The organism is Vibrio sp. YT-19(2023), assembly GCF_033337395.1.
In genome coordinates this window covers 38,191-63,769 of sequence record NZ_JAWOQN010000017.1, presented here as the reverse complement: position 1 = coordinate 63,769, position 25,579 = coordinate 38,191, and the positions used below count along the sequence as shown (strand labels likewise).

Annotated in this window: 25 protein-coding genes; 14 read left to right on the top strand and 11 right to left on the bottom strand. The window is 45.0% G+C overall.

Annotated features, from left to right (window positions below):
• Positions 1-161 precede the first annotated feature (161 nt).
• The 4 genes from R7E78_RS14210 (at position 162) to R7E78_RS14195 (ending at position 4,924) form a co-directional block, all read left to right on the top strand.
• Positions 162-2,075, top strand: a complete 1,914-nt coding sequence (locus R7E78_RS14210; protein ID WP_318057972.1) for a tetratricopeptide repeat-containing diguanylate cyclase — start codon at positions 162-164, stop codon at positions 2,073-2,075.
• Positions 2,076-2,085: 10 nt separating this feature from the next.
• Positions 2,086-2,427 carry a hypothetical protein gene (locus R7E78_RS14205; RefSeq protein ID WP_033906993.1) on the top strand — a complete coding sequence of 114 codons (342 nt, stop codon included), beginning with the start codon at positions 2,086-2,088 and terminating at the stop codon, positions 2,425-2,427.
• A 249-nt stretch (positions 2,428-2,676) separates the two neighbouring features.
• The gene (locus tag R7E78_RS14200) at positions 2,677-4,455 is read left to right on the top strand and encodes a S8 family peptidase (protein WP_318057971.1); all 1,779 of its coding nucleotides are present in this window, start codon (positions 2,677-2,679) and stop codon (positions 4,453-4,455) included.
• A 13-nt stretch (positions 4,456-4,468) separates the two neighbouring features.
• Positions 4,469-4,924, top strand: coding sequence for a hypothetical protein (locus R7E78_RS14195; protein WP_237306109.1), 456 nt, complete (start codon positions 4,469-4,471; stop codon positions 4,922-4,924).
• 146 nt (positions 4,925-5,070) lie between these two features.
• Here R7E78_RS14195 and R7E78_RS14190 read toward each other — a convergent pair whose 3' ends face one another.
• The 3 genes from R7E78_RS14190 to R7E78_RS14180 all read right to left on the bottom strand — a co-directional run bounded on the left by R7E78_RS14190 (position 5,071) and on the right by R7E78_RS14180 (position 8,019).
• Positions 5,071-6,000 (bottom strand): SRPBCC family protein, encoded by a 930-nt coding sequence (locus R7E78_RS14190; protein WP_318057970.1) that lies wholly within the window; start codon positions 5,998-6,000, stop codon positions 5,071-5,073.
• 137 nt (positions 6,001-6,137) lie between these two features.
• Positions 6,138-7,379 (bottom strand): HAMP domain-containing sensor histidine kinase, encoded by a 1,242-nt coding sequence (locus R7E78_RS14185; RefSeq protein WP_318057969.1) that lies wholly within the window; start codon positions 7,377-7,379, stop codon positions 6,138-6,140.
• A complete protein-coding gene (locus R7E78_RS14180; RefSeq protein ID WP_318057968.1) occupies positions 7,351-8,019 on the bottom strand; it encodes a response regulator transcription factor in 669 nt (222 codons plus the stop codon). Before R7E78_RS14180 ends, R7E78_RS14185 begins: the two co-directional genes overlap by 29 nt.
• Before the next feature lie 89 nt (positions 8,020-8,108).
• On the opposite strand from R7E78_RS14180, the gene R7E78_RS14175 reads away from it, so the two are divergent.
• Both R7E78_RS14175 and R7E78_RS14170 read left to right on the top strand, forming a co-directional pair.
• Positions 8,109-9,308 carry a DUF5666 domain-containing protein gene (locus tag R7E78_RS14175; RefSeq protein WP_318057967.1) on the top strand — a complete coding sequence of 400 codons (1,200 nt, stop codon included), beginning with the start codon at positions 8,109-8,111 and terminating at the stop codon, positions 9,306-9,308.
• A gap of 149 nt (positions 9,309-9,457) precedes the next feature.
• Positions 9,458-9,754 carry a hypothetical protein gene (locus tag R7E78_RS14170; protein ID WP_017634219.1) on the top strand — a complete coding sequence of 99 codons (297 nt, stop codon included), beginning with the start codon at positions 9,458-9,460 and terminating at the stop codon, positions 9,752-9,754.
• Positions 9,755-9,850: 96 nt separating this feature from the next.
• Here the strand turns inward: R7E78_RS14170 and R7E78_RS14165 are convergent, their stop codons facing one another.
• Positions 9,851-10,900 (bottom strand): Preprotein translocase subunit SecY, encoded by a 1,050-nt coding sequence (locus R7E78_RS14165; RefSeq protein ID WP_213866289.1) that lies wholly within the window; start codon positions 10,898-10,900, stop codon positions 9,851-9,853.
• 439 nt (positions 10,901-11,339) lie between these two features.
• Between R7E78_RS14165 and R7E78_RS14160 the strand changes: the two genes are divergently transcribed.
• Together R7E78_RS14160 and R7E78_RS14155 are read left to right on the top strand one after the other, a co-directional pair.
• Positions 11,340-11,801, top strand: a complete 462-nt coding sequence (locus R7E78_RS14160; protein ID WP_005388493.1) for a hypothetical protein — start codon at positions 11,340-11,342, stop codon at positions 11,799-11,801.
• Positions 11,802-11,894: 93 nt separating this feature from the next.
• Positions 11,895-12,368: a copper chaperone PCu(A)C gene (locus tag R7E78_RS14155; protein WP_005375841.1), complete on the top strand. Its 474-nt coding sequence runs from the start codon at positions 11,895-11,897 to the stop codon at positions 12,366-12,368.
• Positions 12,369-12,708: 340 nt separating this feature from the next.
• On the opposite strand, the gene yegD is transcribed toward R7E78_RS14155, so the two are convergent.
• The 4 genes from yegD to R7E78_RS14135 all read right to left on the bottom strand — a co-directional run bounded on the left by yegD (position 12,709) and on the right by R7E78_RS14135 (position 16,044).
• Positions 12,709-14,061, bottom strand: a complete 1,353-nt coding sequence (gene yegD, locus R7E78_RS14150; RefSeq protein WP_005375838.1) for a molecular chaperone — start codon at positions 14,059-14,061, stop codon at positions 12,709-12,711.
• A 121-nt stretch (positions 14,062-14,182) separates the two neighbouring features.
• Positions 14,183-14,806, bottom strand: a complete 624-nt coding sequence (locus R7E78_RS14145) for a hypothetical protein (RefSeq protein WP_206969268.1) — start codon at positions 14,804-14,806, stop codon at positions 14,183-14,185.
• Positions 14,807-15,132: 326 nt separating this feature from the next.
• Complete coding sequence (locus tag R7E78_RS14140) at positions 15,133-15,453, bottom strand: DOPA 4,5-dioxygenase family protein (RefSeq protein WP_005375836.1); 321 nt, start codon at positions 15,451-15,453, stop codon at positions 15,133-15,135.
• A 396-nt stretch (positions 15,454-15,849) separates the two neighbouring features.
• Positions 15,850-16,044 (bottom strand): hypothetical protein, encoded by a 195-nt coding sequence (locus R7E78_RS14135; protein WP_127891143.1) that lies wholly within the window; start codon positions 16,042-16,044, stop codon positions 15,850-15,852.
• 65 nt (positions 16,045-16,109) lie between these two features.
• Here R7E78_RS14135 and pdhA point away from each other — a divergent pair, with 65 nt between their 5' ends.
• From pdhA to R7E78_RS14120, 3 genes are read left to right on the top strand one after another with little or no spacing between them, the layout of a single operon-like run.
• The gene (gene pdhA, locus R7E78_RS14130; protein WP_017821215.1) at positions 16,110-17,204 is read left to right on the top strand and encodes a pyruvate dehydrogenase (acetyl-transferring) E1 component subunit alpha; all 1,095 of its coding nucleotides are present in this window, start codon (positions 16,110-16,112) and stop codon (positions 17,202-17,204) included.
• Positions 17,197-18,180 carry an alpha-ketoacid dehydrogenase subunit beta gene (locus R7E78_RS14125; protein ID WP_042521051.1) on the top strand — a complete coding sequence of 328 codons (984 nt, stop codon included), beginning with the start codon at positions 17,197-17,199 and terminating at the stop codon, positions 18,178-18,180. The genes pdhA and R7E78_RS14125 overlap by 8 nt, the downstream gene beginning before the upstream one ends.
• A complete protein-coding gene (locus R7E78_RS14120; protein WP_005375831.1) occupies positions 18,177-19,325 on the top strand; it encodes a dihydrolipoamide acetyltransferase family protein in 1,149 nt (382 codons plus the stop codon). The genes R7E78_RS14125 and R7E78_RS14120 overlap by 4 nt, the downstream gene beginning before the upstream one ends.
• A gap of 67 nt (positions 19,326-19,392) precedes the next feature.
• Here the strand turns inward: R7E78_RS14120 and R7E78_RS14115 are convergent, their stop codons facing one another.
• Positions 19,393-20,358 (bottom strand): electron transfer flavoprotein subunit alpha/FixB family protein, encoded by a 966-nt coding sequence (locus R7E78_RS14115; protein WP_005375829.1) that lies wholly within the window; start codon positions 20,356-20,358, stop codon positions 19,393-19,395.
• Between the two features lie 137 nt (positions 20,359-20,495).
• Between R7E78_RS14115 and R7E78_RS14110 the strand changes: the two genes are divergently transcribed.
• The gene (locus R7E78_RS14110; RefSeq protein ID WP_225466301.1) at positions 20,496-22,157 is read left to right on the top strand and encodes an electron transfer flavoprotein-ubiquinone oxidoreductase; all 1,662 of its coding nucleotides are present in this window, start codon (positions 20,496-20,498) and stop codon (positions 22,155-22,157) included.
• A gap of 59 nt (positions 22,158-22,216) precedes the next feature.
• Here the strand turns inward: R7E78_RS14110 and R7E78_RS14105 are convergent, their stop codons facing one another.
• Positions 22,217-23,101: a LysR family transcriptional regulator gene (locus R7E78_RS14105; RefSeq protein ID WP_005388553.1), complete on the bottom strand. Its 885-nt coding sequence runs from the start codon at positions 23,099-23,101 to the stop codon at positions 22,217-22,219.
• 117 nt (positions 23,102-23,218) lie between these two features.
• Between R7E78_RS14105 and R7E78_RS14100 the strand changes: the two genes are divergently transcribed.
• On the top strand, positions 23,219-23,890 hold the full coding sequence (locus tag R7E78_RS14100) for a type 1 glutamine amidotransferase domain-containing protein (protein WP_213972799.1): 672 nt from the start codon (positions 23,219-23,221) through the stop codon (positions 23,888-23,890).
• Between the two features lie 84 nt (positions 23,891-23,974).
• On the opposite strand, the gene R7E78_RS14095 is transcribed toward R7E78_RS14100, so the two are convergent.
• Complete coding sequence (locus tag R7E78_RS14095; protein WP_033906965.1) at positions 23,975-24,622, bottom strand: glutathione S-transferase family protein; 648 nt, start codon at positions 24,620-24,622, stop codon at positions 23,975-23,977.
• A gap of 118 nt (positions 24,623-24,740) precedes the next feature.
• Between R7E78_RS14095 and R7E78_RS14090 the strand changes: the two genes are divergently transcribed.
• A complete protein-coding gene (locus tag R7E78_RS14090) occupies positions 24,741-25,571 on the top strand; it encodes a LysR family transcriptional regulator (protein WP_213914819.1) in 831 nt (276 codons plus the stop codon).
• Positions 25,572-25,579: the final 8 nt, after the last annotated feature.

Here is a 25,579-nt window from a genome sequence, read left to right as displayed (position 1 = left end):
TTCAATAGATTTTGTTTTTATAAATCATAATATTATAGAGATCCTTCTCGTATCTCACTCCCAAAACACTTTGCCACTGGGAATCCATCCGCACTTAACCAACAAGAAATGGTAGACTTAACTGGTATTCGGTTAAGAGATCACATTTTATTAATACGCTCATGCACTTCTCAATTAAAAAACTGGCTTGCGCACTTTGTACTGCACTTGGACTTTTCTTGCATACGACCAACTTACTGGCGAGTACCGAAAAGCAAGCTTATCTGGAAAAACACATTTCAGCAGAAAGCAAGCCCATGTTAAAACTCTACTTTCGCTCGATGGGTAAGCCGCGATCAATTCAAAAAGATGAGTTAAATGCGCCACAGAATGCATCAGCGGAGTCTCTTGCTCTGTATTACTTTGCACGAAAGTACCTTAAGCGTTACGAAGGTGTTCCATTACCGAAAGATATGCCCGATTTAATCGAATTCGGTAAAAAGCACCATTTGGAATGGGTCGTCGCTGAAGCACAGCTCAATAAGGCTGTAACAATGATTGAGCAAGACGATAACTGGAACGCAGAATTGTTACTCCATGACGTTGTTTCTACAGCCCGTGATCTTGGTTATCTAGCATTAGAAGGCCGTGCTTACCGCTGGTTAGGCAATCTAGAAGTATCTCGAAATCAACTACGCAGTGGCCTAAAATATTATCGCAATGCCTATGAGTTATTAGAAAAAACAGTATTTGAAATACAAGTCGCGATGACACTGAACAACATTGGGACGGTCTACATCGACGCATCAGATTGGGCTCGGGCCAACAGTTACCTAACGCAAGCTCTCGACACTTACCTAGAGAGCGAATATCAATACGATAATAGCTTTTTTATGGGGGTTATCTACGCAAACCTTAGCATCGTTCACTCAAGCCTCGGAGATAACAAAAAAGCGGAATATTATTTCAATGAAGCCATTCGACTTTCAATGCAAACGGGGTCGGACACAGTCAAGCACCACTCTTTATCCAGCTTTTCACAAATGTTGAGCTCGATAGGAAAAATTGATGATGCATTAATGGTCGCACAACGTTGCGTAGACCTGCCCATTCCAAAAAATCTAGAAATGCTAAAAACGTCTTGTTACGAGGCATTTGCAGAGGCTTACCTCGCAAGCAAACAATACGATAAAGCTATTACAACAGCGCTTAACGTTCTAGAACAAACCAAATCAACCAGTGAATTAGAGCTGCGTCAGCGTATTGATATGCTTTCGGTACTGGTAAACGCTCATCAAATTCTTAATGACTATGAAGCGGCTTTTCATTATTTAACCCAATTAAGAGAGCTAGAGGCTGAGTTTTCTCATCATATTCATGGTGAAGAGATGATTAACATTAAGTTTGACCTCGAAGCTAAGTTAGCCCAGAAAGAACTCAAATTGCTAGAAACAAAAAATGCGCTACAAGCCTCTGAACTGCGTTCACAGCGCTATCGAGAAATGTTCTACTTTATCGCTATTGCGGCAATTGGAGTCGTTGGTTTTCGTTACGTACTGCGCGTTAGACGTATTAATAAAGCACTCACTCAAGAAAATACTACCGATCCATTAACTCAACTGCATAACCGTCGCTATCTTCACATTTGGTTGGACAAAATGGCTCGTAGAAGCCCAGATAGAACATTTGCCTTAGCCGTTTTAGATGTCGATCATTTTAAAACCTTTAATGATCAATATGGACACGATATTGGCGATAAAATGCTGACTCATATTGCCACGCTATTTAATGAATCCACCCGCTCTGGTGACCTACTCATTCGTTGGGGTGGAGAAGAGTTTGTCCTATTATTCGAAGTACAGCGAGTTGAAGATTGCGCTAAGTTTTTGGAGCGATTGAGATATACTGTTGCAAACACACCATTGGTGGTTGACTCTAAACCATTAAGCGCGACAATTTCCCTTGGAGCAGTGGACAAACTGTCGGCACAAACAATTAAACAAGAATGGGATAAGTGGTTTTTCTTGGCAGACCAAGCTTTGTATGATGCGAAGCAAGCTGGCAGAAACCAGTTCATCATTCATCCTACATCATAAAAAAGCACACATGAAAAAAAATCTAATCATTATTACTTTTGCGCCTCTATTTCTTATGGCGTGTAGTAATCAGCAAGCGTCTCAACTGGGAATGCGCAGCAGCAGTGTCAATGTATATGCCCAGCAAATGAGTAACACTCAACTATGTGAAACTCTCTACTACAACCGTGCAACTAACCAAACCAAAGTGGCGATTGGTGCTGAGTTCAATCGACGTGGATTAAACAAAAAGTGGTGTGATAAAGAATTCGATAAGTTGTACATTAAAAAGTGGATTGATAACGTGCTGCCTAAGGAAAAAGCCGAACCTAAAAAGCCAATGGCAACTATTCAACCCGCTTCAACTAAATAACCCCCCCTCTTGAAGCAGACGGTACACTCGTATTTTCTGCTTTTCACTTTTCATGCATGTTCGATGCGACATATAAAAACCTCATGGTTTCAGTAAATTAACAAAGACTTATGTTATCCATCGAACTTTTAATGTAAACAAGTTGTAAATGGTTTTCGTCCTTATTCTTTGTCGTTAGCTTTGTTTGTTCCTGTTAGCGGAATATGAAACAGGAACTAAAAAATTCCAAACAAAGACATGAGGTCAAAAATGGAAATACGCATTAATCGCCTATTTGCTGCTATGTTGGCAGTAGGCATTGCACCTGCCGTCTCGGCGTTTGATCCACTCTATTCTGAACAATGGCACTTAGACAACACGGGGCAAACTGCGTTTGCGGCTAATCCTGCTGTTGCTGGGAACGACTTAAACACTAAGCTCACTCAGGCAATGGGGATTGCAGGTGTTGGTGTGAAAGTTGCCGTTATTGATTCTGGAGTGCAGATCGATCACCCCGACCTTGCAGGTAATATAGTTACAGGTAGCAGAAACTTCGTCGAAGACTCTTCATTCCCACCAAGTTATCCGGTTGATACTAATGGTCATGGCACTGCTGTAGCCGGTTTGATTAGCGCCGTCGGCAACAACGGTGAAGGCGGACGCGGTGTCGCTTATCACTCTTCCCTCATCGGTTTTAACTGGTTAGCCAACCAGACATTAGAAGGCTGGTTAATCTCCCATGGCATGGACCCAGCAACACGCGATGTTCGCGTATTTAACCAAAGTTACGGTTTCAGCCCTATAAACCCGATTACTTTTGATGAAAGCGACCCTCAACTAAGACTTGAAATGGACGTGATGAAAAACGTCAGCGAGAGTAACGCCTGGGGTCGAGGTGCTGTATTTGTAAAGTCAGCAGGTAATGGTTACCGCTATTTCAATGCAGGGCGATTCTTCGTATTGCCAAGTAACTTCTTTGCTGGTGGAGACAATCAAGGCTTACCGATGCACAACTCTGCTCAGTCTTATGATAACGCCAATTACTTCAATTTAGTCACTAGTGCACTACGAGCGGATGGTACGCGAGCGAGTTACTCATCTGTGGGTTCGAACGTGTGGGTTGCAGCACCAGCAGGTGAATATGGGCAAGACTTCCCTGCTATGGTCACCACTGATTTAATGGGTTGTGAAGAAGGGCAAAATACCAGTGATGGCCTTGGCATTAATGGGTTACACGGCGGAACGGAGCTCGATCCGAACTGTAACTATACCAGTACGATGAACGGAACCTCATCGGCTGCGCCGAACACATCGGGTGCCATCGCGGCAATCATGTCAACCAACCACGCACTTTCTGCTCGTGATGTACGTGCTTTACTAGCGGAGACAGCAAAAGTAACGGATAAAGCGCATCCAGGCGTACAGCTTGAATTTACTAACCATAATGGTGAACAGGTTAGCTACGAGGCCATTGCCCCTTGGCAGAAAAACGCAGCAGGCGTAGATTTCCATACTTTTTATGGCTTCGGCGCTGTAGATTTAGATGAAGCGATGCAACGTGCTCGCATGACGAATCGTGTTTTACCAGCTCAAAGCATTACGCCATGGGTTCATAACGCTACAGAAGTAAGTGTACCCGATGCAAGTCTAGTTGGTGGCTCTTCAAGTATCGCCATTGCCAATGAGCTGACAGTAGAATCCGTTCAAGTGACATTGACATTGGACCACGCTCGTCTGCCCGACTTAGCTATCGAGCTCATTTCGCCATCAGGGACTCGTTCCGTTTTGCAAACACCGCGCAATGGTCTTGTTGGTCAATCTCTTGATCCAACGATTACAGGCTACAAAGATCAATTAATGTTGTCTAACCAATTTTATGGCGAAGATGCAAAAGGCGAATGGACGTTGCGAGCAATAGATACGAACGGCGATGAAGTCTATTCTTACATTGCATATTTCAACTCTTCCACCATCTATGACGTTCCGATGGCAAACAACGCTCAGCCCGGTGTTATTAAGAACTGGTCGATGCGCATATTTGGACACTAAAGGAGTCAATAACATGAAATACAAATCATTTTCTATGCTGGCTCTCGTTATCATGACGTCGAGTGTATACGCTGAGCAACAGCTCTCTCAACAACCTGCACCAGAACTGTTTGTGCCATCAGAAGCGGTTGAGATTAATGGCCAAGATTATCGAAAATTGCAAACTGGCACTGTTAGAACCCTATCTGAAGACGTAAAACTTCAAGCGGGTGATGAGGTGTTTAAGAATGCGTTTAGTAACGTATCCAAAGCCACTGGACTGGTTTATATCACCGTAAACAATCCTAACGAAGCGAAAGCAGTCGCCAAAGAGTTAAAATTAGAAGTTATCTTCGCAGAGGGGGAATCAGCGGTGTTAAAAGCATCTCAAGATCAAGATCTGCTAAGTATTAGCGACTACCTAAACGCAGACAGCCGGGTAAAAGCGTCTAAAATTGAACTAAACAGCGGTAAATACCGTGCACAATAATTCTCTAACAAGAGAAGTTGGCCTGTAAAACCATGCCTCAGCGATTGCTGAGGCATTTTTATGGATAGGAACAGGTACGCTATTATTCTTTAGTAACATTTCGCATAACCAGTATGATACCTAAACACCCTACTCGCCTGCGCCTGTCATTTCTTAAACAAAATAATTTCCGTTCTTAGCTCTTCTTCCGTGGTTTCCTTCGGGCTATTCAGATAGCGTTCGATTCCTAAAGGACTAGTTTTGACTTTCATACCACTCTGACGAACCAAGTTCATCGCTAACGCCCATGCATTTCCCAAAAACTGATATTCACCTCGGTGTTCAACGACAAATGTTTCACTCTCAGGAATGGTACCGGTAACCGCCCCTTGAGGCGCTGGTACTGAGTTATGAAGAGGAAAGCAAGTGATAAACTCGAATGCACCTTTCTGCATATCCATCGACTCGTAATAACAAAACAATTCACCATTCACGGATAGGGTTTCGTCACTAATTAACTGTTCTAGTTGCTGAACATGCTTCTCAATTACCGAACCTAATTCCTGCAAGCTAGCCACACCCTTGATCCCAATGTAATGAATTTGAGGCAACGTTCGGTTACCAATTTCGACTAAGTCTGAATGTACTCTTCCGGTTTCAAGCTTACTTTTAAGCATGCGTAACCCACGTTGATAATCCATCTCTATCATCGACTTAAACATACTTTTCAGAAAGAACAGATACCAAGGGACGCGAGATTGCATTTGCCATTCGACTAAACAGCCATTTTGTGACGGCGTCACGATTAGAGTCACCTTTCCATGGCTCTTGATTGGGTGAAAGAAATGTAGCTCCATATCTAATCGATGCTCTTGAGTACTTTCCAGTACAATCGCGCCAGTCCCAATACGCTGACCATTCCATTGATAACCAGCTCCAACGTGGCCCTGATTATCACTGAATGTCAGCTCGCAGCTTGATTCAAGAATGATCCATGGTGACCAGCTGGGCCAGTTATTGAAGTTCTTGAGATAGCCAATAATTTCACTTTGATTCTTATTAATTTCAATACTTCGGCTGACCTGATAAGAGAGCATAACGGTTCCTCGAGTTTCCGCTTCACTAACTTCAGTCTAATTCAAATTCCAGTTTTTTCTTGTTTGACTGCGGGTTAGATGCGTACGACAAGAAAAATCCAGAGCGTTAATTCTCACTTGAATCAATACGCGCAAAGCTAAGAGCAGAACTCCACTTTTGCACTAAATCGAACACCATCATCGTCCAGTACTAACGCCCATCCCATCCGTTCACATATTCGTTGTACGATAACAAGCCCACAACCATAACCAGCGTTGTACGTCTCGTTGCCATCGTGACGATTTAGGATCTTAAGCGCATGACCTTTCAACTCAATTTCAATATCTCCCACACTATAGCTAAAGGCGTTTTTAATCAGATTGTTGATAACAATGGCCACAAAACTCTCTGGTGCCTTCACTACACCACTATGTTGTTCGTGCAAAGCGTAATTCGAATCTTGCTTGGCAAATAAAGGAGCTAGCTCTTCCAACTGTTTTTGTAAACAAGTGAGAAGCTGATGCTCTCCGTAATGCTGAGGCTCTATTTTCTCTTTACCAAGTAAGAGAAACGCTTCCGTCAGTACACGCATCTCGTCACAAGCTGACTGCATCCTCGTGATGGCTTTTTGCGCAACTCGAGGTTGATCAGGAATACGCGTCAGAATGTCTGTTGAGCCTTTAATCACCATGATTGGCGTTCTCAACTCATGCGATGCAAAACGGCTAAATTCTTGTTCTCGTTTGAAATAGCCCGCGATATCGTTTTTATTATCCAGCAAAGTTTGCTCTATCTGGCGTGTTTCGCTGAACTTAGTTTCAACTTGGAAAGCGGGTTGATCCGGTGACATTTGGCTAATTTTTTCTTCGATTTGCGCTAGTGGTCGAGACAATATTCGCACCATATAAATGCCATACCCGACCATAACAAATGAAAATAAGCCACCGAGCAGTAGCGTAAACTGATGCAGCGAGCTTTCGTATTCGTCGAGGTAATCATCGGAATCATCTTGAAATACAATGTACATAAGCCCCTTCCCTGAGGGGTGTTTCAATACGACAAAGTGTTTGTCTTCTTCACCAAGCAGATATTCGTAAAAACCAGGTGAAGTAAAAGAGAGCAACCAATCGGGTGTCGGTGCTTCACTCCAATATGAGTTGAATTCCAATACGTTTGGCAATGGCGCATCCCAGCCCTGTTTCTCGAAATTCTCACTATAAAGCGCAGCTTCAGTATCTAGCCAGTGATGTAAACTCAGCACTTCCAGTTTGTTTTCTGCCACATAAATCAGCGACCAAAAAAGAGTAAACATCACAAAAGTCATGCCCCCAAAACCCCAACGGATCTTGCGATAAATGCTTGGATATTCGTTATGCTTTAAGTCGGTAACCTTGTCCATGAATAGTCTCTAATCGTGATTCTTCAAAACCTTTGTCTAGCGCGGTTCTTAAACCGTAAATATGGCTACGAAGTGCATCACTTCCAGGTGGTTCGTCTCCCCACACACTATCGATCACTTCTGCGCGCGAGACCGCTGCTGGAGCACGTTGGAGGAGCAATTTTAAAATTTTAGTTTGAATTCGACTCAGCTTAATTTCTTTGTCTTTTCTCGTTACTTTTCCTGTACGCGCATCTAAACAAATATCTGCAAATTTGAGCGTTCCGACATCTTGTCTTGGACCACGATTAGCCAAAGCATGAACACGCAAACTGAGCTCTTCCATCGCAAATGGCTTCATTAAATAATCATCTCCCCCCGCTTTAAAAGCCGCGATTTTGTCATCTAGCGTATCTTTTGCCGTTAGGAAGAGAATTGGCGTTCCACATAACTTATCTTGTCGAAGCTTCTGTACCGTACTGATGCCATCGAGCTTCGGCATCATGATATCCATGATGATTACATCGTAATGATTTTCCTCGATTAACTTAATCGCAGCCTCTCCATGAAACGCACAATCGATAATCATGCCTTCTAGCTCAAGATAGTCTGCAATCGTCTCCGAGACGTTATGGTTGTCATCTACAATTAAAATTTTCATAAAATCACATTTCTTCACGATCTCTTCACGATATGCCCAATAAGATACAGGCAATTTCCTAAACTCGCTCGTAAATTGAGGTTAATACAATGAAAAAACTCGCTCTTATTTCTGTAGTAGGTTTGGCATTGTCTGGTTGTGGTGGTTCAGGTGGTGGCAGCAATAGCGATAGCACGCCAACTCAACCAGTAGTGAAACCAAGTGTAGCGATTGGCTCTGTTGAAGCGGTCAACGCTGAAGAAAGCACGTTAACCGTCAATGGACATACGTATCGTGTGTCTGAGGTGGTTTATGACGACACACAAGTGCAATTGACCGATGTAAAACCAAAAATGGTGGTTCGCGTGGGGTCAGATATTCAGCAAGCTTCGGACAATGGCGTCCGAGTCACACTTGAACCAACCATTACAGGACGTGTCACAGCGATTGATCATGTGAAGAAAACATTTACGGTAAACGGCGTAGATCTGCAGTTTGACGGTTTAAGTGATGATATAGAGATCAACGACTGGGTGATGGTGTCATCATTGCCAACTGCTGATGCGGGTTATCGAGTGTTGTCTGTGGTCGAGCTCGACGTAGATAACGATTACCCAGCCCTTGGAAGCTACTACGAACTGGAAGGTCGCATTACTAGTACCGATGAAAATGCTGGCACGTTTGAGCTTGGTACAAATATAACCGTATCTTACGACAACATTAGCCAACTTAGCATCGGCCAATGGGTGGAAGTAGAAGGTGAAATGCAAAACGGCATCTTCATGGCAAATGAGGTAGAAGTTGAAGGCTACGACGTCATAAGCAATGACAGCGATGTGGAAGGCATCGTCACTTGGGTTGAAAATGACTACAGTGAGTTCTCACTAAACTACCGAGGTGCATTCTTCATCGATAACGCAACACGATTTGAAGACGGCAGCAAAGCGAACCTAAAACAAGGCCAAGAAGTGGAAGTAACGTCTGTCATGAAAAATGGCAAACGCATCGCTACCGTCATCGAATTTGAGCGGTCGGAGTTTGACAATGACAACCAATGGCGGGGTAAAGAGTTTGAATGTGAAGGCTATGTATCAAACTACGATGCTGATTCAAGAGTGTTTGAAATTGAGCATTGTGAGAATGATGCTGATCAAGTACTAAGTAACACCACCGTTGTGATTGATGCACAAACACGCTTCCAGGGCATTGAAGAACTTAACCTAAATGGTGCTCGTGTCGAAGTCGAAGGTGTGATCATTAACGAGCAAAATATTGCCCGTGAAGTGGAGTTAGACGTTTACGACTACTAATCCCTTCTACGCTTAAGAAAAAGTGTCACTTCGGTGGCACTTTTTCTTTTCACCTTACTTTGCTTCCCAAGCTCAAACCAACAAATTCTCAGCCAAAGCCTTTTCTCTCCGTTACACTTTACCTATGTTTCACAACATTGGTGACGACTATGAAAAAACGCAACCTCATTTTGTTAATCTTGTTTTTTGGTTCAGCCACGAGCTTAGCTAGCGTTATGGATCCTGACTGCGATGCAGAAAAGGCAGCTAAAGCCGCTGCGACAAAAGCCGTGGTTGGTGTTGGGGGTCGCTGTACGCCTAAAGAGGCACTGAAAGATACCGCAGTTGATGCAGGAAAAGACAAATTGCCAGATGAAGGGATGGCGGGTAAAGCTGTTGATGCAATGACACCGGAAAAAGAGAAGAAAACGGTGAAAGACGTAACCAAAAAGCTCAATAAAGATTGATACGCTTTCTTGTAGTTAACTTTAATAGCGAAACTCCCCCCTCCCAAAAAAAAGAGCGCCGATTGACGCTCTTTCCGAACTCTAATAGATAACCAATTATGCGGTTTCTGCTTCACCTATCCAATGATAATGGTGGTTGGCTTTTTTTCCCACTAAACCGAGCTCTGCCAATTCTTCAAATACCTTGTCTACCTCTTCCGCAGACAGCCTAAACTGTTTAGCAACGGCTTTTTTGGTGCACGTAATTTGATGCGTTTTAAGTGCATCGCTAACTTGCTCTAACAAGGTTTTCGGTTCCTTTGGTTCTTCTGGCTCCGGCGCAGCTGGTATTTCTTGCTCTTCTTCCTCTTTTATATGAGGAAGATAACCCGCAGGCGCTGGGTCTATATCGCGAACTGTTTTCAATATCATGCCCTCATTTCTGCGATAGAAATATCGGAACCGTTGCTCTTCACCAATCAAGCCAACAAAAAATGCAGCAAAGAAGTCCAAAAGAATCGAAAGAAATACAACCAAGCCAAGCTGAGCTTGCTGAGAGGTGGTACCAAATGCGTTGGCTAGGCTATCAATCAAACCAATCACTGAGCCTTGCGTAACCGGCGGTAAACTATCACGCTCCATAGCCAAGCGTTGCTGCTCTTCACGTAAGGTTTTGTTTTGCTCCTGGATGCGAGTTACACCAGTCGCGATACGTTCCATCTCGATGTATTTCTGCGCTGCCATATTGTTGAGCTCAATCTGCTTATCGATTGCCGCAATCTGACGATTAAACGCTTCCACTTTCGCCTGCTCTACCGAAATATGACTTTGTGCACTATTGGTTGCACTATTAATCCCACCAATACTACCGCCAATGGAAATCGCAGCTAAGACTAAATAAAACACGAGAGCGGTTGCTGCTCCTGTGTAGTTGCGATGGGCTCGGCGCTCACCGTATTCATACCAAGCGTAAAATTTACCTGCTTCAAAAATGATCGCTAAACCACCAAATAAGGTTTGCATCATCGGGTTTTCGTCGATAGACAAAAACAGCAATAGAGAAAAAATAGTCGATGCTAAAATCGCAGCACCGGTGAATGCATATACACTCACCATGGCAAATCGACCTTTAGGGTATCGATATCCAATCTGTTGTTCGTATTTCATTTGAGAAATTTCTTAAGATTAATCGCCCCTCCGACTAAGTAGGACGGACGTTTCTGGCATGTACAAAGGAGCGCAGAATACCGTATCCTTTATTAAATTACTGTCATAATTCCGTTAATGGAAAACAAGTGAAGATTCGGTGTGCATTTTGAATCGATATCAGCCAAATCTAGCACGTAAAAACACCACCACGACACCCACTAACCGAAGCTTCAGTGACATATAAGAGAGATTAATTCGGTATCTTCAGAAGCGACTAAGCAAGACTGACAAGTTGAATTGGAGGTTGTGAATGTCAGCCGAATCAAGACATTAAAGCGTTAAAAATAGGCAACAAAACAAATAATGCACACTTGCATCACCTTTTAGTAAACTGATAATTACATTGTTTGGTTAATTTGTTAGTATCCCGCGCCGAAGAAGATAAGCACTCAATTGTATGGAAAACACTCTAATACAGCACAAACACCATCGCTTGCACGCTATTGCGGTTATTATCGCGGTGTTGTTTCAGTTGTATTTAGCGTCCACAGCCGCTCTTAACCCTACACAAGTTCACAGCACAACTTGGCTCAACAAAGTCCAAAGTGAAAAGGTTTTACTGTGTACCGCAGATGGTTTCAAATGGGTGGATATCAATACGTTGATTGAGGCTAACGCTCAATCTTCTTCTAAGCTCATCCAAGATCTTAACTTACACGACGGCTTTCAGTTTGAATGCCCGCTTCTTCAAGCTGTTCAATTCTTTCTTTTGGTTGCGATTGGGCTTTACCTGACAACCATCCATTGGCTGCGCCGAGTAAAGTATGCACTGACGACTTATCACTTTTCAAAATGCGATAAGCTCGTTTACAAACACATCGCGCCTAAGCACTCTCCGCCGAGTGTTTTTCCTGCCTAACAGGCATCTAATCATTGACAACTTTATTCAAAAATAACGATGACTCTGTTTGTTGTCCATTCAGAGAAGCTATTAATTCAAAAGGAAAAACACATGCTTAAATCATTAAAAACCGCCGCTATCGCGCTTATTGCTGTCATCGCTAGCCCACTGAGTTTAGCGCACGATTATGAAGCAGGAAAAATTCATATCGACCATCCATGGAGCCGCGAAGCGCCACCAAACGCACCTGTTATCGGTGGTTTTTTTCAATTAACCAACCACGGTGACAGTGAAGATGCATTGATCGCAGCAGAAAGCCCAATCGCAGGGCATGTCGAAATTCACACGCATAAGAAAGAAGATGGTGTGATGAAAATGATTAAGATTGACGAAGTGCGCGTTCCAGCCAATGACTCAGTGTTGTTTAAGCCAGGCAGCTTCCATTTAATGATTTTTAACCCAACACAAACTCTTAAAGAAGGCGACCGCTTCCCTATGACGTTAACATTCAAAAACGCGGGTAAAGTGGAAGTAGAAATGGCGGTTGAAAAACAAGGTCACATGGAAAAACACATGCACCATTAATGACGTAAACAAAAGTGCCCGCTGATTTAGCGGGCATTTTTATCTCAGCTTAGTCAAAATCATTATTCCGGTAGATCCTAACTCGACTCTTCAGAATAATGGTGATGAATAACGCTCGGCGAAACGGGGTCACATATCATAACAGCGTGCTCGGGCAAGAGATTCTAAATCACGCTCGTCCCTCACTATTCAGAATGACCTTGAAAGACTTAAGATCCTAAAAAGGTTCCCTACCCGCTTAAAACTCAACCTCTCGACAAAGTTCTCCAACCATCACTTGGCAAGCCTAAATGAAATCATAAGTTTGGCAACAAAGACCCACTGTTAATCGGCTTTCTTTCTACTTGAAACAAACCTCAGCCCAACGAGCTAAGCCGGCAGTTACTGAGCCAAAATAGTTTCCACTGACAACCGGAATACTTGGCAGTACGGTTTGCACCGCATCGCGCAAGATTGGCGAGCGTGCCGAACCTCCAGTCATAAAGATAGCATCGGGTTTAACTCCAGCTTGCTCTACCGCTTCTGTCACCAACGCCGTCATTTTATTCTTTGGCGACTGGATCGCTTCGATCATTTCGTCACGTTGTACATCAACTTCAATCGTTTCTGATAGTAAGTTGATGCCAGTTCGGTAAGAAGCTTGTTCTGAAAGTGCCACTTTTGCCTCTTCGGCACGGCGAACAATGTTGTAGCCTAAAGACTCATGATACACCTCTAGCAAACGAGCAAGTTTTTCTGGCTCTTGTGCCTGCTTTTGAAGCAACTTTAACGCTGATAGGTTCTCTCGCGAATAGAAGTCACTCTGCGCTTCTACATTATTGATTGCTATCGGGTTCCAGAATTGGGTAGTCGGCATCACAATGCCTGACTCCATTTTACTTCCCATGCCAAAAGGGAACATGAGCTGCTTAAATGCTAGCGCGATATCAAGATCATTCCCGCCGACACGCTGGCCACTGTGAGCTAACAAGCTTGCGGTCCTATCTGCTTTGCCGCGCCAAGACGGTCCCATTTGGATCAACGAACAGTCCGTTGTACCACCGCCAATATCGACTACTAGAATGATTTTATCTTCGCTGAGTGTCGCTTCATACTCTAGGCCCGCCGCGACAGGCTCAAACTGAAACTCCACATTTTGGAAGCCCGCACGTTTCGCTGCCCGCAACAAAATGCGTTCAGCCTGAATGTTAGCCGTTTCACCGCCACGCCCATGAAAGTTAATTGGTCTGCCGATCACAGCATCGGTAATACTTTGCTGCGCATCGTTTTCGGCTTGAGACTTAATATTGTCCATCATCGCGCAGACAAGGTCTTCGAAGAAAGCCAATTGCACATCACGCAAGCCAGATGCACCAAGAAAAGACTTCGGCGATTTCACATAATAGATATCGCGAGGATCTTCCAAATAGAGATTAAGTGCAGCCTGACCAAACGCGATGTCGTCGGATTCTAAGTCAATACTTTCTTCTCGGTTTAAATTGATTGCCCGGCGTAAAACCTGCTCACCAACTTGATCTAATGGTTTAATATCTCGATGGCGAAATAAATGCTCGGATACCGATTCACGAGTCGGTGCAGCAAGGGTGGAAGGAATAAAAGGGCTGTTTCCTTCTAGATTAAGCAGTACTGGATCACCCGATTCCATTTTAGCCACTGAACAGTTTGCAGTACCATAGTCAAAGCCGATAAACATTGTTTCTCCCACTGTCCCACTGATTAGTGGCCTTTTGACCGTTAAAAAGCTGGCAATGCTAACTTAATGGCATAAGAATTACTATCCCAAAATCAAGTGTAATTTAACGTGGAAAATCTATCTAAGGTACACTACTTTCTCTTTTTGCAGATGGCACAACAACCGCTACCAATAAAGCTAACAATAGGAACACAGGGCTAAGCATTAATCCATGCCAGATTGAATACCCATCATGGAACAGCCAGAATATACCAAGCGTCAGTAGGTACGAAAAGTAGCTGCAAAACACCAAGCTAATCGCGACAAAGCGCTTTTGATTAATAATAAGAATCCGCACTAGATACTGGCTAAGAATACCAGAGCAGCGCATGGCAAGTTGCCAATTAATGATAAAGAAAGCAAGCGCAATAAACCCAGCTACGACCAGTGCATCATGCGTGCTTAAAATGAAGTAGCTACCAAATCGGCTTATGATGACCGGATAATCGCCTTCGTATATCGTTGACCAAGATATTGCGTTCGCTGCTGCTACGTAATTGGCAAAATAAGCAATGGCGTAGAAAGTCGTTTGAGAACTGAACGGCTGAAATACATCCGTACAAAATCCTCGCCACTCTTCTTTGTTGGCGGTAGGCCCAACCCAGTCACGTTTTTTTTGAGCGGTACGCCCGGCAAACGCAGGCCCGTTGCGAAACAACAGCCAAAATATATAGAGTGCAAGTATAACCAAGAGTATTGAAAACATACCCTTCCCCCTCATAAATTATCGGCGCCACTGCCAATGGCGTTGGGGTCGTAAACTGCACTTCCCTGCTATACCTATTTGATTTATCAAAGACTTATTATTTTATTGCCACCAAAATTCATTTAATGGCATGCTAAACAGCAACATTTTCACGCTTTGTGCGTGAAGTTCGAAAGCCTACTTTTAGGTTTAGCACAAAAATAACTACAGCAAAGCGTAAGAGAGGGATTCCGCACCCATCAATGAAGATGAGGCGTTAAGCAGAAGCTGCGACCGCAATGAGAAGAGAAGGATTCAAAGCGGTCATGCATGGGCGAGAAGAGCAACTATTTCTCTAACTTTTCTTCAAATACACCAATCTCTCTGCCCAACCAAATCGCGCGTTCTGTGTGATCGAGCAACTCTTCTTCGCTTACTGGGTGAATAAGCACAGAAAAATCGCCTCGAATCGTATCAAGCCACGCCAAGAACTCTTCACTCAATGATTCTAGGTGAATTTCAAACATCGGCATCTTGTGTGGGCCAACTAACCTTCCAACTAATGGAAACACACGCAGCACATCTTGACGCTCTTGACGGATGATCTCGTTCAAGGCTTGCGCTTTATCTTGTTCTCTTAGGGGAAAATAAACATGAGCGTGGTACATAACTTCTCCATAATCACTTCCGCTTGAGCACCACCTACTTTGGATAAGCTCAAGGACTGCCGAGGGTATACATTTGTAATGCCGTCACCCTACCTTGATTCCACTCAGTTGGGAAGAAGTTATGCATTCTCATAAGATCGAGGCTTCGAGCACAACAAAAATTTGCAATTCATCATATAGCAACTGTTTGAGTTGATTCATTAATAATGACTCACTTTGTCAAATTTTACAGCCAAATTTTGTTGCAAATATGTTTCATTAACCAGTAATTAAATTCGAGTTTAAAAATACCACCAACAAAATAGCAGCATATTACTCTGCAAAATCAGGGTGTAAGCAAAACTTTACTACTGAGCGAAAGTCAAAATGAAGCATAATTTAACAATTTGTTTACACTTATTGTATCTGGCTATACCACGATTTAGTTAGAGGGTTAGATACAGAAAAGCCTTTCTCTGTATCTTGCGGTGAAATAGTCGCAGCGATGTTATCGACAAATAGTTTAAGGGACGAACAGATGCCTACCGCTATCGAAAGCACACGCAACCTTAGGTATGGCCTTTGCGCTGATATCAGAGTTTGAGTACCCATACAAACTCTGGTTTTGTATGAACAGCTGCAGTCCAAAAGACCCGCAGCGTCAAAAGGAGCTTGAGATGAACGTTCAGGCATTACCCATGCATCGGTTTATCGACCATCGTGGGGACCTAGTCGGCCAACTACCCAACTGGGCTGACACTGAAACATTGGTCGGGTTTTACCGAGATATGGTATTAACTCGCACTTACGACAACAAAGCAGTTGCCTTGCAACGCACCGGTAAGCTAGGGACCTATCCCTCACACTTAGGCGCGGAAGCCATAGGCATTGCGGTCGGCAGAGCACTTAAAGCCGATGATGTGTTTGTCCCTTACTACCGCGATATGCCTGCGATGTGGTGTCGTGGCATTGGCATGGAAAAGAACCTTCAATACTGGGGTGGCGATGAGCGCGGGAGTGATTTTGCTCCTGAAGGCAGTCCGGTTCCTAGCCGAGACCTTCCCTACTGTGTACCCATAGCGACGCAATGTACGCATGCTGTCGGGGTGGCTTCCGCGCTAAAAATTCAAGGTAACCATGAAGCTGCGCTAGTCATGTGCGGCGATGGTGGTACATCCAAAGGGGACTTTCTTGAGTCAATAAACTGCGCAGGTACTTGGAATATTCCACTTGTTTTCGTCGTAAACAATAACCAATGGGCAATTTCAGTGCCGCGTAGTCTCCAATGTGCCGCCGATTTCTTATCAGAAAAAGCGCAAGGTGCAGGTATACCGGGTATTACTGTCGATGGTAACGATGTCGTCGCCGTTTATGATGCAACTAAAACCGCCCTTGAGAGAGCAAGAAAAGGGAAAGGCGCAACACTCATCGAAGCGGTGAGTTACCGACTGAGTGACCACACTACGGCCGATGATGCGACTCGTTATCGTAAAGAAGATGATGTTCAAACTGCATGGCAATACGAACCTATCGCACGTCTTAAAACGTACCTCCTTAATCAAGACGCTTGGAGCGACGAACAAGAACAGCAATGGCTAGATTACTGTAAAGAGCAAGTAGAGTTAGCTGTTGAACGCTATCTGAGCTTACCGCCACAAGCACCAGAAACCGGTTTCGATTATTTGTATGAATCGCTACCTCAAGAGCTTCATGCACAAAGAGATGAACTCATCAACAAGGCAATGAGAATGCAGGGAGGCAGACATGGCTGAGCTAACGTTGGTTGAAGCAGTAAACCTTGCCCTGCACCACGAAATGCAACAAGACCCCAATGTTGTCGTACTAGGTGAAGACGTGGGCGATAATGGTGGTGTATTTCGTGCCACTGTTGGACTCAAGCAAGAGTTTGGTCTTAAACGAGTCATCGATACGCCACTCGCTGAAGCCTTAATCGGCGGGGTTGCGGTCGGTATGGCAACGCAAGGATTACGACCTGTCGCCGAATTTCAGTTTCAAGGTTTCGTTTTTCCTGCGATGGAGCACTTAATGTGCCACGCGGCTCGAATGCGTAACAGAACTCGCGGTCGGCTCACTTGTCCCGCGGTTTTTCGTGCGCCATTTGGCGGCGGTATCCACGCTCCGGAACACCACTCAGAAAGCGTGGAAGCGCTATTTGCTCACACTGCTGGATTTAAAGTGGTGATTCCTTCTTCTCCACAACGCGCATACGGCTTACTTCTCGCTGCAATTAGAAGCAATGATCCCGTCATGTTCTTCGAACCGAAGCGCATATATCGCACCGTTAAATCTGAAGTCGTTGATAACGGCGAAGCACTCCCACTCGACACCTGCTTCACCTTGCGTAAGGGGCGAGATATCACGCTCGTTACTTGGGGCGCATGCGTCGTAGAGTCACTTCAGGCCGCGCAAACCTTGTCTAGTCAGGGAATTGAAGTCGAGGTGATTGATTTGGCGAGTATTAAGCCAATTGATACCGCGACGATTTTCAGCTCACTAGAAAAAACTGGACGTTTACTCGTTGTTCATGAAGCGAGTAAAACTTGTGGTGTGGGATCTGAGCTATTAGCTCGAACCGCTGAACACGCCATGTGCTTACTTAAAGCCCCACCTAAACGAGTAACTGGAATGGACACCATTATGCCTTATTACCGTAACGAAGATTATTTCATGGTTCAGAAAGAAGACATTGTGACCGCAGCGCGCGAACTCGTGGAGGATTGGAAATGAAGACGTTTAACTTACCCGATCTCGGCGAAGGCCTCGCTGAATCAGAAATTGTAAAATGGCACGTTAATGTCGGTGACATGGTTAAATTAGATCAAGTGATCTTAACCGTAGAGACAGCAAAAGCGACGGTAGACGTCCCTGCCCCCTATTCGGGCCGTGTGGTCAGCCGTCATGGTGAGGAAGGTGAAATCGTCAATATTGGTGCATTACTGCTAGAGATTGATGAAACAGGTGCCGGGAGAGAAGTAACTGCAGAGAAAAAAGCCACTGCTGACGCCGCAACCGTCGTCGGCAGCGTTTCTCACCAAGCGCATCATGTAAACGTTGATGATTTCTGGATAGGTGGCAACCACAACACGACAGAAAGTAACCTCGTTACCGCCCTGCCTTCGGCTCGCTTGTTGGCACAAAAACTTGGGGTAGATCTTAACCTCGTGTCAGGTAGTGGCCCGAACGGACTTATCGTTGATGCCGATATTTACGACGAAGCCGGAAAACAGCGTCCAGGCACCGAAGTTTTGAAAGGCGCTCGACGTACCATGGTATCGTCTATGACCGAATCGCACGAACATGTTGCTGCCGTAACCATTACGGAAGAAGCGTTGTTGGAAGATTGGCTGCCAAACGAAGATATCAGTATCCGCCTTGTTCAAGCGATTGTTCATGCGTGTCAAGAAGAGCCCGCTTTAAACGCTTGGTTTGATGCCGAAACCATGACACGCTGTGTACACACAACGGTCAATGTAGGAATTGCAGTAGATAGCCGTCATGGATTGTACGTACCAGTTTTGCGCCACGCAGATGAATACGAGCCACAAGATGTTCGTCGTTGGCTCGATCAAACCGTTGAAGGGATCAGAGAGAGAAAAATCGGTCGTGAGCAATTGCAGCACGCGACGATTACGCTTTCCAACTTCGGCGCGATTGCCGGTATTTACGCAACACCTGTCGTCACACCGCCACAAGTCGCTATTGTCGGCGCGGGCCGAATACTCGACCGAGTTGTGATAAGAAATGGTCAAGCAATTTCGGTGAAAGCAATGCCGCTATCCGTAACGTTTGATCATCGCGCTTGTACTGGTGGTGAAGCTGCAAGGTTTACGAAAGTACTTGCAGAGCACCTGCAACGTCCGAGCGAAAAGTAACTTATTAAAATCAAATGATAAAGGCTTCCAGTCCGGAAGCCTTTTGTTTTAGGGAACAAGACTATATCTACAGCTTCTCTAACAGCTCAGGCATTACCACAAACAAATCGCCGACCAATCCATAATCTGCAATGTCAAAAATAGGCGCATCAGGATCGCTATTAATTGCAACAATCACCTTGGAATCTTTCATTCCCGCCAAATGCTGGATCGCGCCAGAAATTCCGACGGCAATGTATAACTCCGGTGCAACAATTTTGCCGGTTTGTCCGACTTGATGGTCATTAGACACATAGCCCGCATCGACCGCCGCTCGTGACGCCCCTACCGCTCCACCTAGCTTGTCAGCCAATTGTTCTACTAAAACAAACTTCTCTTTACTCCCGAATGCACGCCCCCCCGACACCACTACTCTAGCCGCTGGCAATTCTGGTCGCTCACTTTCTGGCGTTTGTTGCGAAACAAACTCACTAAGTTTATTGATAATCACCGTGTCGACTTGAGTAAGCTTAGGGACAACTGGCGTGTCAGATAGCTCTGCGGCATCAAAAGCCGTACTTCTTATGGTCATCACTTTATAGGGGTCATTCGACGTGACTCTCGCCAATGCATTTCCAGCATAAATTGGACGAATCACCGTATCGATAGACTCGATTGTCATCACGTCAGAAAGTTGACCAACATTAAGCAACGCCGCCACACGAGGCATCACATTCTTACCAAATGTACTGGCAGGAGAAAGAATGTGTGAGTAGTTTTTGGCTACTTGTGAGATCAAAGGTGCGATATTTTCCGCTAATCCATGTTCATATCCCTTCGCATCAACCCAGATAATTTCTGCAACACCTTGAACACAATTCAACTCATCCAAAACTGATTGGCACTGATAACCAATAAGCAACACAGAAACAGGAAGCGATTTATCATCATCCTTAATCTCAAATGCCGCTTTAATTGCACACAGCGTCCCTACAGCCAACGATTGGTTGTCATGCTCTGCGAGCACAAGTGTTGCTAATGGTCGGTCTTCCATGGTCATGCCTCATATAACACGTCAGATCCATTACTTGAGCTTAGTCCACTTCACGTTAACGTCAACTGAGCTATAGTTTTCTGTATAGAAACCAAAACCTGTCACGCAGATGACGATAATAGAAAGGAAGCATAAAGATGGAACGAGAATGCATGGAGTTTGATGTCGTGATCGTGGGGGCCGGACCTGCGGGCTTAAGTGCAGCTTGTCGGCTAGCTCAACTCAAACAAGACAGTGAAGATGACGCACTTTCAATTTGCGTTGTAGAAAAAGGCTCAGAAGTGGGCGCGCATATTTTATCTGGCGCTGTTTTTGAAACTAGTGCCTTAGATGAGCTTTTCCCCGATTGGAAAGAAATGGAGGCCCCGCTAGCAGCCTCGGTTCAACGAGATGATTTCCTTTATCTTACTACTGAACAAAACCATATTCGAGTTCCTCACATCCTTACACCGCGTCCAATGATAAATGGCGAGAATAATTACGTAATTAGCCTTGCCAACCTTTGCCGTTGGCTCGCTAACCAAGCAGAAAATCTTGGGGTGGAAGTTTTTCCGGGCTTTGCCGCTGCAAGCATCAATTATGATCAGACTGGCGCCGTGACAGGCATTAACACGAGCGATATGGGACTAGACAAGAACGGCCAGGCCAAACCTAACTTTGAACCAGGTATCGAGCTAAGGGCAAAATACACCCTTTTTGCTGAAGGTTGTCGCGGACATCTGGGTAAAGAACTTATTCAAAGGTTCGACCTAGACGCAGGAAAGCAACCACAGCACTACGCGCTTGGCCTAAAAGAGATATGGGAGTTACCCACTGACAGCAAGGATGTATCTGGCAGTGTTATCCACTCCGCTGGCTGGCCCTTGAGTGAAACAAATACCACAGGCGGCGGTTTTCTCTATCACATGGAGAACAACCAAATCGCCGTCGGGCTTATTGTCGACTTGAATTACAGCAATCCTTACTTGAGTCCGTTTGACGAATTTCAACGCTTTAAGCACCATCCTGCTATTGAACCACATTTGAAAGGTGCTCAGCGCATCGCTTACGGCGCAAGAGCCATTGCGAAAGGTGGACTTTCCTCTCTGCCGAGACAGCAATTCCCTGGCGGTTTATTGATTGGTTGTGATGCGGGGACTTTGAACGTTGCTAAAATTAAAGGCAGCCACACAGCAATGAAATCCGGAATCATTGCAGCAGAAGCGGTACATACGGCCCGACAAACTGGAGCTTCTGAGCCAGACTACCAGTCGTTGTTCGAATCATCATGGTTGTATGACGAACTCGCCGAAACGCGTAACTTTGGCGCGAACATTCATAAGTTTGGCAGCATACTTGGCGGTGCTCTTTCGACTTTTGAACACAACCTGTGGCAACCACTGGTTAAGAAGCCGTTACCTTGGTCTATCAAGGACTATTCACACGATCATGAGCAGTTAAAACCTAAACAAGAGTGCCACCCAATTGCATACCCAAAACCAGATGGTGAAATCAGTTTTGATAAGCCTTCGTCGGTATTTTTGTCGGGAACACAGCACGAAGAGAATCAACCTTGTCACCTTGTTCTGACTTACCCTCACATTCCAATTGATGTGAATTTAGGTATGTATGACGAACCGAGTCAGCGCTATTGCCCCGCTGGGGTTTACGAAGTGGTGGAAGTGGACAATAAGTTGAAGTTTCAGATAAATGCCGCCAACTGCGTGCATTGCAAAACCTGTGACATCAAAGATCCTTCGCAAAACATCACGTGGAAAGCACCAGAGGGTGGCGGCGGACCGAGCTATCAAAACATGTAGATACGTTAGTATGTTGACGATCTAACAAATGGATAAACAAACCGATTGGCAGAGCCTCATTACTCCTGCCAATCGGCAAAATGATCAAGCAAGAAGTCGATAGCCAATCGCGCTCGTAGTGGCAGAAAGTGACGATTCTGATAAACAATCCAGCTGCTGTTACCACTTCCCCAATAGGGCTCTAGGATTGGCACCAAACGACCAGACGAAATAGCATCGTTGAAACTGCTCTTCGGTAAGTACGCCACACCTAATCCTTCTGCACAGGCTTGCAAAACCGTATGCGCGTTATTGCTCTTCCACCTGCCCTGCACTTTTACGCCATCTAACGGCTTGCCGTCTTTTTCAAACAACCAAACGTCTTTGTTGGCGATGATGCAGCTATGACGCTTGAGTTGCTCGGGGTGCGTTGGCAAACCATGTTCATCGAGATAACGCTGACTGGCTGCGGCTGCCATGGGACGATCCACCAGCTTTCTCGCAACCAAGCCTGAATCACTCAACCTGCCGTAACGAATGGCAAAATCGAAACCATCTTCAATAAAGTTGACCATGCTGGTGTTGAAGTTAATTTCAACCGTGAGATTAGGATGTTGCTTGGCAAACGCCATCAAGGCAGGCGCTACATGGTTCTCAGAAAACGCACCAGCGGCACTCACGCGTAACGTACCACTCAACTGAGTTTGCTGCGTGGTGAGCTGTTCATTGGCTTGCTGAAGCCCAATCACCAACTCTTTACACTGCTGATAATACGCTTGCCCCGCTTCCGTTAGACTCACCATTCTTGTCGAACGGGCTAACAAAGCGACACCTAATCGCTCTTCTAATCTTGTGACTTGACGACTGACATGACTGGTACTGCAACCTAACTGTTTTGCCGCTGCAGAAAAACCTAAGCTCTCAGCAACCGTAACAAACTCATTGATACCTTCAAAACTGTCCATACTTACCTTTGCTATATAGCAATAATGTTTTGCCAATTAATCGTATTATCACTTATTTGTTTAGCAATTAGTATGAAGGTGTTCAACAAATACACGTAAGCCAAAAAGGAAACCATCATGAAGAAAGTACTCATCATTGTGACGAACCATGCGACCCTAGGTGAAACTGACCAAGCAAACGGAACTTACGCGCCAGAGCTCACTCATGCGCTTAGCGAACTACTAGATGCAGGCTTCGATTACGACATTGCCTCTATCAAAGGCGGGCAAGCACCACTGTACGGAACCGACATCGAAGGCGACGCAGTCAACGAGAAAATCTTAGCGGATGATGATTTCCAGAACCGCATCAACAACACGATTCCAGTGTCACAAATCAACGGTGACAACTACGATGCGATCTTCTATCCGGGTGGTTTTGGTCTTCTTTCAGACCTAGCGAGCAACGAAGATTTTGCCAAGATTTCTGCAAAACACTATGAAGATGGCGGTATTGTGGCTGCAGTTTGTCATGGTCCGGGCGCTCTTCTACCTATCACGCTTAGCAATGGCGAAAAGCTACTTTCGTCTAAATCAGTAACAGGTTTCACTCGTGAAGAAGAGATCGACTTCGGCACCATCAACGATATCCCATTCCTATTGGAAGAATCTCTTGCACGCAACGCAGCGCGCTACTCTAAAGTGCAACCATGGCAAGAGTTTGTAATTGTGGATGATCGTGTCATCACAGGTCAAAACCCAACGAGCGCACACGGCGTAGGCAGAGCGATTGTTGAACACCTAGCTTAAACGCGCCGGAAACTACAACCATCCTAGAAGAGGAAAGCGTGCTTTGTCATGCTTTCCCTTGCTACAGGCGATCGCAAGATGCGCTTATACTTCTACCCCTGCTTCATCTTCTTCTACGATATCCGTTTCTTGGTTCGCCTCTTCCAACCATTGCTGTAAAGATTCACTTGCTAGCACCTTTTGTTGGTAAGCTTTGGCACCTTCCGATAACTCGATGCCGTAAGTTTGGAAACGCAATGCCACAGGTGCATACATAGCATCCGCTATCGACCATTCTCCAAATAGCCAACCGTTTGGATGCAGTTCTGCTTGCTCTGCCCAAATAGCGTCAATGCGAGCAATATCTTTACGTGCCCCCTCCGTTAGATCGACTTTTCTGCGTGCGCGGATGTTCATTGGGAGTTCGCTTCTTAAGTTAAAGAAACCCGAATGCATTTCTGATGCGATGGCGCGTGCTTTAGCCCGTTCCGCAGACTTACTTGGCCATGCTTTGCCTTGTAAGTATTGCTCGTTAACGTATTCCAAAATCGCTAATGAATCCCACACGGTTGCGTCATCATCCACTAAGGTAGGGACTTTCGCGGTTGGTGTAATACCTTCCAAGGTCTTATAAAAATCTTCCGTGAATAATTTGAGCTTGGTGACTTCGACATCTAGTTTGAATTGAGAAAAGATCAGCCATGCGCGCAGTGACCAGCTTGAGTAGTTTTGGTTAGCAATAAACAGTTTCATGACGCCTCCATGCGGTTTGTGTTTTGAGTACCCATTCACAATATCTGATTGTATTTAAGGGGACTAACGGATAGTTTTGATGGAACACTTCAACAAAAACGATGGATGAGTTTTAGATATGGATATCGATGCGTTACGCAGCTTTCTGGCTTTTGTCGAAACGGGAAGTTTCACTCGTGCAGCCAAGCAGATCAATCGCACCCAATCCGCGTTCAGTGCGCAAATGCGTAAGCTAGAAGACGAACTCAGCGTCAGTTTGTTTGAAAAAGAAGGTCGCAATCTTGTCTTAAGTGAAGCGGGATTAGCACTACGCTCTCACGCAGAGCAATTGGTTAGCTTGCACAATCAAGCACTGAAACAAGTGAAACGTTATGAAAATAAGCGTCCTCTTCGCTTAGGTTGCCCAGAAGATTACAACGACAATATCTTGCCTAAAGTCATCCGCGTATTACAGCAATCTGAGCCCACATGTTCGATTCAGGTCTTTAGTGAGCCGAGCATCACCTTGAGAGAAAAACTTGATGAAGGAAAGCTAGACGCCGCTATTGTGACAAGAGCACCGGATAGTGAAGAAGGTTATTGGCTAGCAAGCGACAAAGGCGTGTGGATTGCTCATCCTGATTTTGACATTGAGAACGCCCAACCTCTCCCTCTCGCCCTATTCCAAACCGACTGTAAATACCATGCGGCAGCAGTAGACGGATTAACCAAACGTGGCACTCCTTATCAACTACTGGCATGTTGCAATACGGCTTCTGCACAACGAGCAATTGTACGTTCAGGCATGGCTATCGGTGCGATGGGCAGTATTAGCGTTAGCGAGGATCTTAAGATCTTAGACGATATGCCATCGCTACCTTCCGTGGATATCGTTTTGGTCACGGGCGTCGAGCCTCATCCGATACTGGATAAAGAATGCTTGGCGCAATTGGTTGAGTTAATGGTTTAACCGGATTA

Coding starts and splice junctions, on each gene's coding strand:
- R7E78_RS14210 (WP_318057972.1), top strand. CDS start 162: ATGCACTTCTCAATTAAAAAACTGGCTTGCGCACTTTGTACTGCACTT.
- R7E78_RS14205 (WP_033906993.1), top strand. CDS start 2,086: ATGAAAAAAAATCTAATCATTATTACTTTTGCGCCTCTATTTCTTATG.
- R7E78_RS14200 (WP_318057971.1), top strand. CDS start 2,677: ATGGAAATACGCATTAATCGCCTATTTGCTGCTATGTTGGCAGTAGGC.
- R7E78_RS14195 (WP_237306109.1), top strand. CDS start 4,469: ATGAAATACAAATCATTTTCTATGCTGGCTCTCGTTATCATGACGTCG.
- R7E78_RS14190 (WP_318057970.1), bottom strand. CDS start 6,000: ATGCTCTCTTATCAGGTCAGCCGAAGTATTGAAATTAATAAGAATCAA.
- R7E78_RS14185 (WP_318057969.1), bottom strand. CDS start 7,379: ATGGACAAGGTTACCGACTTAAAGCATAACGAATATCCAAGCATTTAT.
- R7E78_RS14180 (WP_318057968.1), bottom strand. CDS start 8,019: ATGAAAATTTTAATTGTAGATGACAACCATAACGTCTCGGAGACGATT.
- R7E78_RS14175 (WP_318057967.1), top strand. CDS start 8,109: ATGAAAAAACTCGCTCTTATTTCTGTAGTAGGTTTGGCATTGTCTGGT.
- R7E78_RS14170 (WP_017634219.1), top strand. CDS start 9,458: ATGAAAAAACGCAACCTCATTTTGTTAATCTTGTTTTTTGGTTCAGCC.
- R7E78_RS14165 (WP_213866289.1), bottom strand. CDS start 10,900: ATGAAATACGAACAACAGATTGGATATCGATACCCTAAAGGTCGATTT.
- R7E78_RS14160 (WP_005388493.1), top strand. CDS start 11,340: ATGGAAAACACTCTAATACAGCACAAACACCATCGCTTGCACGCTATT.
- R7E78_RS14155 (WP_005375841.1), top strand. CDS start 11,895: ATGCTTAAATCATTAAAAACCGCCGCTATCGCGCTTATTGCTGTCATC.
- yegD (WP_005375838.1), bottom strand. CDS start 14,061: ATGTTTATCGGCTTTGACTATGGTACTGCAAACTGTTCAGTGGCTAAA.
- R7E78_RS14145 (WP_206969268.1), bottom strand. CDS start 14,806: ATGTTTTCAATACTCTTGGTTATACTTGCACTCTATATATTTTGGCTG.
- R7E78_RS14140 (WP_005375836.1), bottom strand. CDS start 15,453: ATGTACCACGCTCATGTTTATTTTCCCCTAAGAGAACAAGATAAAGCG.
- R7E78_RS14135 (WP_127891143.1), bottom strand. CDS start 16,044: ATGGGTACTCAAACTCTGATATCAGCGCAAAGGCCATACCTAAGGTTG.
- pdhA (WP_017821215.1), top strand. CDS start 16,110: ATGAACGTTCAGGCATTACCCATGCATCGGTTTATCGACCATCGTGGG.
- R7E78_RS14125 (WP_042521051.1), top strand. CDS start 17,197: ATGGCTGAGCTAACGTTGGTTGAAGCAGTAAACCTTGCCCTGCACCAC.
- R7E78_RS14120 (WP_005375831.1), top strand. CDS start 18,177: ATGAAGACGTTTAACTTACCCGATCTCGGCGAAGGCCTCGCTGAATCA.
- R7E78_RS14115 (WP_005375829.1), bottom strand. CDS start 20,358: ATGGAAGACCGACCATTAGCAACACTTGTGCTCGCAGAGCATGACAAC.
- R7E78_RS14110 (WP_225466301.1), top strand. CDS start 20,496: ATGGAACGAGAATGCATGGAGTTTGATGTCGTGATCGTGGGGGCCGGA.
- R7E78_RS14105 (WP_005388553.1), bottom strand. CDS start 23,101: ATGGACAGTTTTGAAGGTATCAATGAGTTTGTTACGGTTGCTGAGAGC.
- R7E78_RS14100 (WP_213972799.1), top strand. CDS start 23,219: ATGAAGAAAGTACTCATCATTGTGACGAACCATGCGACCCTAGGTGAA.
- R7E78_RS14095 (WP_033906965.1), bottom strand. CDS start 24,622: ATGAAACTGTTTATTGCTAACCAAAACTACTCAAGCTGGTCACTGCGC.
- R7E78_RS14090 (WP_213914819.1), top strand. CDS start 24,741: ATGGATATCGATGCGTTACGCAGCTTTCTGGCTTTTGTCGAAACGGGA.